This is a genomic window from Mycobacterium sp. 1423905.2, from assembly GCF_001673155.1.
Classification (GTDB): domain Bacteria; phylum Actinomycetota; class Actinomycetes; order Mycobacteriales; family Mycobacteriaceae; genus Mycobacterium.
Genome location: NZ_LZLE01000367.1, coordinates 1 through 7,235, shown reverse-complemented (window position 1 = coordinate 7,235; position 7,235 = coordinate 1). Strand labels below are relative to the sequence as shown.

The 7,235-nt window shown below is 66.7% G+C and carries 5 protein-coding genes and 2 pseudogenes; 4 read left to right on the top strand and 3 right to left on the bottom strand.

The features are described 5' to 3' along the window. Both A9W95_RS25590 and A9W95_RS25585 read left to right on the top strand, forming a co-directional pair. Positions 1–380, top strand: a pseudogene (locus A9W95_RS25590) (hypothetical protein); the annotation flags it as partial. Positions 381–495: 115 nt separating this feature from the next. Beyond that, entirely contained in the window at positions 496–2,136 is a 1,641-nt protein-coding gene (locus tag A9W95_RS25585; RefSeq protein WP_067419128.1) for a GMC oxidoreductase, read from the top strand. A 9-nt stretch (positions 2,137–2,145) separates the two neighbouring features. Here A9W95_RS25585 and A9W95_RS25580 read toward each other — a convergent pair whose 3' ends face one another. From A9W95_RS25580 to A9W95_RS25570, 3 genes are read right to left on the bottom strand one after another with little or no spacing between them, the layout of a single operon-like run. Further along, positions 2,146–3,630: an NAD(P)/FAD-dependent oxidoreductase gene (locus A9W95_RS25580; protein WP_067419127.1), complete on the bottom strand. Its 1,485-nt coding sequence runs from the start codon at positions 3,628–3,630 to the stop codon at positions 2,146–2,148. Between the two features lie 9 nt (positions 3,631–3,639). Continuing rightward, positions 3,640–4,614, bottom strand: a complete 975-nt coding sequence (locus A9W95_RS25575) for an alpha/beta hydrolase (protein WP_067419126.1) — start codon at positions 4,612–4,614, stop codon at positions 3,640–3,642. Further along, positions 4,611–5,588 (bottom strand): alpha/beta hydrolase, encoded by a 978-nt coding sequence (locus tag A9W95_RS25570; protein ID WP_067419125.1) that lies wholly within the window; start codon positions 5,586–5,588, stop codon positions 4,611–4,613. Before A9W95_RS25570 ends, A9W95_RS25575 begins: the two co-directional genes overlap by 4 nt. Between A9W95_RS25570 and A9W95_RS25565 the strand changes: the two genes are divergently transcribed. Next, positions 5,587–6,306, top strand: a complete 720-nt coding sequence (locus tag A9W95_RS25565) for a lysoplasmalogenase (protein WP_067419124.1) — start codon at positions 5,587–5,589, stop codon at positions 6,304–6,306. The two genes, A9W95_RS25570 and A9W95_RS25565, sit on opposite strands and share 2 nt — an antisense overlap. Positions 6,307–6,358: 52 nt before the next feature. Then, a pseudogene (locus A9W95_RS25560) lies at positions 6,359–7,235 on the top strand (primosome assembly protein PriA); the annotation flags it as partial.

Sequence of the window (7,235 nt, the reverse complement as noted above, 5' to 3'; positions counted from 1 at the left end):
CGACGTATAAACTCGCGCAGCGACTCGTCGATTCGCGAGAACTCTTTGGCCACCGCTTGAGCCTACGCGTCGGCGCGGCGGTACCGGTTCTGGTCTCCGCGTCCTGGCTGCTGGTGTGGACCACCGGAGTCCGAGCGTTCTGGTGGACAGGGTTGGTGCTGGCGTTCGGACTGATCCCAGTGCTCGATCACGTGGTGGGGCGCGACTCCGACAATCCGCCCGACAGCGTGCTGGCTCGGCTGGAAAGCGACCCGTTCTACCGCTGGGCCACCTACCTCTACCTGCCGAATCAGTACGGATCGGTGGTGCTGGCCTGTTGGCTGTGGGCCGGGGCGGGGCGCTGGCGTGACCACTGGGCAAGCCAATTCACACGGTCGTAACCCAGACAATTCAACAATATTCCCCTCCATAATCCCCCCCATACCCGTACCTATGGTATGCATAAACCATAAAAGAGCGGATTGCGGTCGGCTAGCGGGAGGGGGCTAGTGTGACATGACTAACGAGACGCGCCCGAAAGGGTTGTCCAGAAGACGCTTTCTAGGGGTGGCCGCCGGGATCGCCGCCGGCGCCGCCGGCGCGGGGGCAGTCGGACTCGGCTTGCACAGTCCGGGAACGGCTCCCCGCCAGCATTACCGCGCCATCGTGGTCGGCAGCGGCTACGGCGGCGGAGTGTCGGCGCTACGGCTCGGCCAGGCCGGCGTCCAGACTTTGATCCTGGAAAAAGGCCGGCTCTGGGACAACGCCGATACCGACGGCAAACGCTTCTCGCGCATGCTGCCGGCCGACAACCGCTCCGGCTGGTTCACCTCCGTCCCGCCCAGCCTGGTGCCGTCCTTCCGGGGTGTCTCGATGGAGCAGGTGGCTAGACATGCCCCCTCGCGGCAACCCGTGCAGGCCGGCATCTGCGACAAGGCGGTGCACGGCGCGCACACGGTCTTTCGCGGGATCGGGGTCGGCGGCGGATCGATGATCAATGCGGCCATCGCCGCCATCCCGACCCCCGACCAGTTGCGGGCGGCGTTCCCCGACATCGATCCCGGCGACTTCCACCGGACCTATATCGAGCGCGCCAAATCCATGCTGCGCATCAGCTATCGCGACATGGACTGGTTCGAGCAGACACCGTGGTTCCAATACGCCAGGGTGGGAAGGCAATACGCTACGGCGGCCGGCTACCGGGTGGACTACAACGGCAGCGCTTACTCCTTCGATTACCTGCGCCGGGAAGAGGCGGGCCAGGCTCCGCGCTCGGCGCTGGATTTCGAACAGCAGTACGGCAACAACTATGGCCGGTTGGGCAGCGTCGACCAGACCTACATCGCCGCGGCGTTGGCCACCGGCAAAGTCACCCTCAAGCCGCTCACCGAGGTGACCGGTATCCGCCGGGAGCGCTCCGGCGAATACGTGGTGTCCACCCGTGAGATCGATCGGTTCGGCAAGGAGCTGCGGCGAGACGAAATCGGTTGCGAATCCTTGTATCTAAGTGCCGGTGTGCTCGGCACCACGGAGCTGCTGCTGCGCGCGCGGGAGACTGGGACATTGCCCGACCTGACTGAAGCGGTCGGCCGCGGCTACGGCAACAACGGCGACATCATGGTTTCCCACATGCTTGCACCGAAGGATCCGGCGGGTACCCAACAATCCTTGATGGGCATGATCAACCTCGATGGCCGCGACGACCCGGACAATCCGGTTTATGCCAGCATGTTCTCGCTGCCCCTTCCGGTCGAGACGCTCGCACTGGGCTATTACGTGATGGTCAGAACGGGCGACCGCGCGGACATCAGCTACAACCGGGCGTCGAACTCAATAACCATCAACTGGCCAGAGGGCTACACCGAACACCTGCGGGCCAGGGCGCAACGGGTTTTCGACAAGGTCACACACGCCAACGGGGTGGACTACCGCGACGACCTGTTCCAGGGAAAGGTGTTCGCGCCCAACACGGTGCATCCGATGGGCGGCGTCGTGCGGGGGCAGGCCACCGACGCCTTCGGCAGGGTCAAGGGGTATTCCAAGCTCTACGTCAACGACGCCTCGCTGCTGCCCGGTTACCTGGGGTGCAACCCGTTCATGACGATCACCGCGCTGGCCGAGCGCAACATCGAAGCGATTCTGCAAGGACGCCGGTGAGGCCCGTCGTTACGCGGTGAATCGGTAGTCGTCGAGGTCGAAATGCCTGCTGCGCCAGTAGGCTTCGACGGTAGTGGTGGGGCGCAGCGGGACGTCGCCGTTCTTGTCGAAGTAGTAGCTGTTGGCCAGCCGGCAGCTCTCTTGCCAGAACACTTGCCGGTAGCGGCGGCGCATCACCTCGGCGAAGTATCTGGCGTTGGCTTCATCGGTGACTTCCACCCGGGTGGCGCCGTCGCGGCGGGCCCGTTTCAGGCAGCGCAGGATGTGGTGGACCTGGGTCTCGATCAGCGCGAAGTATGACGAACCGACGTAACCGTATGGTCCGAACACGGTGAAGAAATTGGGGAACCCAGGCACGCTGACCCCCTCGTAGGCCTGCGTGCGATGTTCGTCCCAGAATTGGCTCAGAGACCGCCCGCCACTGCCGGCCACGGCGTAGGTCAACACTTCTTCGGTGTCGAGCACCTTGAACCCGGTCGCCAGGATCAACACGTCGATCTCGTGGCGGTTGCCGTCGCAGGTCACTACCGCATCGGGGGTGACCTTGTCGATCGGGTCGGTCACCAGCCGCACATTGTCGCGGTTGAACGTCGCGAGGTAGGTGTTGTGGAATCCGGGCCGCTTGCATCCGACGGCGTACCGAGGGGTCAGCTGGTCGCGCACTGTCGGGTCTTTGACCTGCTGACGTAGGTAGCGGCGCCCGGCCGCGGCCATCCAGCGCGCCAGTGGGAACACCTTGAAGTAATGGGCGGCTATCGGGAAGGTGGCTTCCACGAACGCCTGGCTGAGCCATCGTTGTATGGCACTGCCGCCGGGCACCCGCATGGCCCACCGCGCCGGGGCCGGCAGCGGCAGGTCGAGCTTGGGGAAGCACCAGATCGGGGTGCGCTGAAACACACTGAGAGAGGACACGATTGGCGCGATCTCCGGGATGATCTGGACGGCCGATGCCCCGGTGCCGATGATCGCGACCCGCTTGCCGGTCAAGTCCTGGCTGTGGTCCCAGCGCGCGGTGTGCATGCTGATGCCGTCGAACGAATCCACTCCGGCGATGTCGGGCAGCTTGGGAGCCGTCAAGACACCGCTGGCGCTGATGACGAATCGTGCGGTGACTTCGCCGCCGGGATCGGTTCGTATCCGCCACAAGTCGCGGTCGTCGTCGTAGTCGGCGGCGATCACCGTGGTGTTGAAGCGGATTCGGGAACGGATGCCGTACTTGTCGACGCAGTGTTCGGCGTAGGCCCGCAGCTCGCGCCCCGGCGCGTAGGTGCGCGACCAGTTGGAACTCTGCTCGAAAGAGAACTGATACGAGAACGACGGAATGTCCACGGCGATGCCGGGATAGTTGTTCCAGTACCAGGTGCCGCCGACCCCGTCACCGGCTTCCATCACCACGTAGTCGGTGAATCCCGCTTCTTCGAGCTTGATGGCGGCGCCGATGCCGGAGAACCCGGCGCCGACGATCAGAACGTGGTAGTCCGGCGCGTCACTCATCACGCAAGTCTACGAATGCAGCGCCTTCTTCAACGCCTCCAGTCCGCGATTGGTCGCCTCGGCCGCCGCGGGCACCACCAACGCGAAGCTGGCATACCCGTGCACCATGGCGGTCTCGTTACACCACTGGACCGGAACGCCGGCCGCCTGCAGTAACTCCGCGTAGCGGGCGCCGTCGTCACGCAGCGGGTCATGCTCGGCGGTGCCGATATAGGCCGGGGCCAGACCGGTGAGGTCACCGTTGCCGGGGGCCAGCGTGGTCGGCAGCTTGGTGTAGTCGTTGATGTCGATGTCGGGCACATACCACTCCAGGAAAGCCGCGATCACCTCGAGGTCCAGGACGTAGGCGTTGGCGTTCTCAGTGAACGACGGCAGCGTGATGTCACCGATGCACGTCGGATACCACAACAGCTGGAAGGCCAGCGCCGGTCCGCCGTTGTCCCGCGCCAGCTGCGCCATGACGGCCGCGATGTTGCCGCCCGCCGAATCTCCCGCTACGGCAATGCGGTTCGGGTCGCCACCGAGCTCGGCGGCGTGTTCGCCGACCCAGCGCAACGCCGCCCAGCTGTCCTCGACGCCGGCCGGGTACGGGTGTTCGGGCGCCAGTCGGTAATCGACGGACACCACGATGGCTTCGGCGCCGACGGCGTGGGCGCGCGCGACGGGGTCGTGGGTGTCCAAGCTGCCCAGGCACCAGCCACCGCCATGGTAGAAGACGACGACCGGCAGGCTTTGCTGCGCGGCGGGCTCGTCCGGGGAGAACGGCCAGTAGATCCGCACTGGTATGTCGGTCAAATCGCCATAGCCGACGGTCCGGTCCTCGATGCGCAGATTGGGCAACATCTCCGCTGGTGCCTTCAATTGCGCCATGCGCGCCCGAGCGACTTGCACGCCTTCTTCCGCGCTGAAGGTCATCGGGATGGTGTCCAACAACATCTTCAGGAAGGGGTCGATCTCGGCTCGCGAGGTGGTCGGCTCCGTCATAGCCCTACCGTACGCACCGTGTTCGGGTGCAAGGCGGCGCGCAACGCGGCCAGTCCCCGGTCCAGTCCCGCGGTGGCGGCGGGGACCACACCGGCGTAACCGATGTAGCCGTGTACCATCGTCTCGGCGTTGTGGACCTGCACCGGAACGCCGGCGGCGGCCAGCAATTCGCCGTACCGAATCCCGTCGTCGCGCAGCGGGTCGTAACCGGCCACGGCGATGTACGCCGGTGGCAGGTCGGCGAGGTTCTCCGCCCGGCCCGGCGCCATGCCTGGGGGCGGGTTGGTCATGTCGACGTCCCCGGCATACCAACGGGAAAACGCGGCAATGGCTTTCGCATCCAGGATCAGGGCCCCGGCATTTTCGGTGAACGACGGCAGCGACGGATCCCACAGCGTCGAGGGGTACCACAGCAGCTGAAAAGCCAACGCCGGTCCGCCGTTGTCCCGGACCCGCTGGGCGATCACCGCGGCGATGGTGCCGCCCGCCGAGTCGCCGGCGACGGCCAGACGTGCGGTGTCGGCGCCCAATTCACCGCTGTGCTCGGCCACCCATACCGTTGCCGCCCAGGCGTCTTCGACCGCGGCCGGGTAAGGGTGTTCGGGTGCCAACCGGTAGTCGACGGACACCACGATGGCATCGGCGCCCACGGCATGCTGGCGGCAGGTGCCGTCGTGGGTGTCCAGATCACCCATGACGAAGCCGCCGCCGTGGAAGAACACCACCACCGGGGCGTCGGTTTCGGTTGGCGGCCAGTAGATCCGAATTGCAATGTCGCCCGCGGGCCCGTCGATGGTCCGGTCTTGCACCCGCAGCTCCGGGTGCACCGGTCGGCGGGGCAGGTCACGCAACCGCTGGCGCGCCGCGTCAATCCCGTCGTCAGTGGATAGCTGAAACGGAACCGCATCCAGTACCTTCTGCAGGATGGGGTCGATAGCGGGTCTTTCCTCAGCGGTGCTGTCCAAGTTGGGCATGGAGGTACCGTACGCATCCCGCTTGGTCACCGGCGCCTGGGTGGTGGCCGGCTGGGCGGCCCTGGCCTACGGGGTCTACCTGACGGTCATGGCGCTGCGGTTGCCGCCGGGAACCGAGCTGACCGGGCACTGGGTCGCCCAGCCGGCGTTCAAAGCGTCGATGGCGGTGTTGCTGGCCATCGCCGCGCTTGGCCATCCCATCGTCCGGGAGCGGCGCTGGCTGGTTGCGGCGCTGGTGTTCTCGGCCTGCGGGGACTGGTTCTTGGCGATTCCGTGGTGGACACCGTCTTTCGTGTTCGGGTTGGGTTCATTCCTGTTGGCGCACTTGTGTTTCCTGGGGGCGCTGGTACCTCTGGCCGCCCCGTCGCGGCCGCGGATCGCGGCGGCGGTGCTGATGTGCGTGGCTTCGGCGGCGCTATTGATCTGGTTCTGGCCGCACCTCGGCGAGCAGAAGCTGACCCTTCCGGTGACGGTCTACATCGCCGTGTTGTGCGCCATGGTGTGCGCGGCGCTGCTGGCCGGGTTGCCGACCATCTGGACCGCGGTGGGCGCGGTGTGTTTCGCCGCGTCGGACTCGATGATCGCGATCGGCCGGTTCATTCTCGGCAATGAGGCGCTGGCGGTACCCATCTGGTGGTCCTACGCCGCGGCAGAAATCCTGATCACCGCCGGCTTCTTCTTCGGCCGCGAGATATCCGCCCCGGAACCTGTTGTCTAGCAGCAGCTCTCGCACACCCGTCGAGGTCGAGCCGATCGCGCGAGTGCTGCCCATGCTGTCGGTGCCGCACTTGGATCGGGAGTTCGACTACCTGGTGTCGGCCGACCAGTCCGACGACGCCCAGCCGGGAGTGCGGGTTCGTGTCCGGTTCCACGGGCGGCTGGTCGACGGTTTCGTGCTGGAACGGCGCAACGACACCGATCATCAGGGGAAGCTGGGCTTCCTGGACAAGGTGGTCTCCGCCGAACCGGTGCTCACCGCGGAGATCCGGCGGTTGGTCGAGGCGGTGGCGGCGCGGTATGCCGGCACCCGACCCGACGTCTTGCGGCTGGCCATACCGGCCCGCCATGCCCGGGTGGAGAAGGAACTCACCGCGGTGGTGCCGCGACCGGTCGTCGCGCCGGTTGACCCGGCCGGTTGGCAGGCATACGTCCGTGGTGGACAGTTCCTGTCCGCCTTGGCCGAGACCCGGGCGGCCCGCGCGGTGTGGCAGGTACTGCCGGGGGAGCGGTGGGCAGACCGGTTCGCCGAGGCGGCCGCGCAGACACTGGCTACCGGGCGCTCAGTGTTGGCCATCGTCCCCGATCAGCGTGACCTGGACCTGTTGTGGCAGGCGGCGACCAGCCGTATCGACGAGGCGGCCGTGGTCGCGCTGTCTGCCGGACTCGGGCCGGCCGCCCGGTACCGGCGTTGGCTGGCGGTGCTGCGGGGCAGCGCGCGGATGGTGATCGGGACGCGCAGCGCGGTGTTCGCCCCACTGGGCGAATTGGGCCTGGTCATGGTGTGGGCCGACGCCGACGACAGCCTCGCCGAACCGCGAGCGCCGTATCCCCATGCCCGGGAGGTCGCCATGCTGCGCGCCCACCAAGCCCGCTGCGCCGCGCTGATCGGCGGGTACGCCCGCACGGCCGAAGGCCACGCGCTGGTAC

Coding starts and splice junctions, on each gene's coding strand:
- A9W95_RS25585 (WP_067419128.1), top strand. CDS start 496: ATGACTAACGAGACGCGCCCGAAAGGGTTGTCCAGAAGACGCTTTCTA.
- A9W95_RS25580 (WP_067419127.1), bottom strand. CDS start 3,630: ATGAGTGACGCGCCGGACTACCACGTTCTGATCGTCGGCGCCGGGTTC.
- A9W95_RS25575 (WP_067419126.1), bottom strand. CDS start 4,614: ATGACGGAGCCGACCACCTCGCGAGCCGAGATCGACCCCTTCCTGAAG.
- A9W95_RS25565 (WP_067419124.1), top strand. CDS start 5,587: ATGGAGGTACCGTACGCATCCCGCTTGGTCACCGGCGCCTGGGTGGTG.
- A9W95_RS25570 (WP_067419125.1), bottom strand. CDS start 5,588: ATGCCCAACTTGGACAGCACCGCTGAGGAAAGACCCGCTATCGACCCC.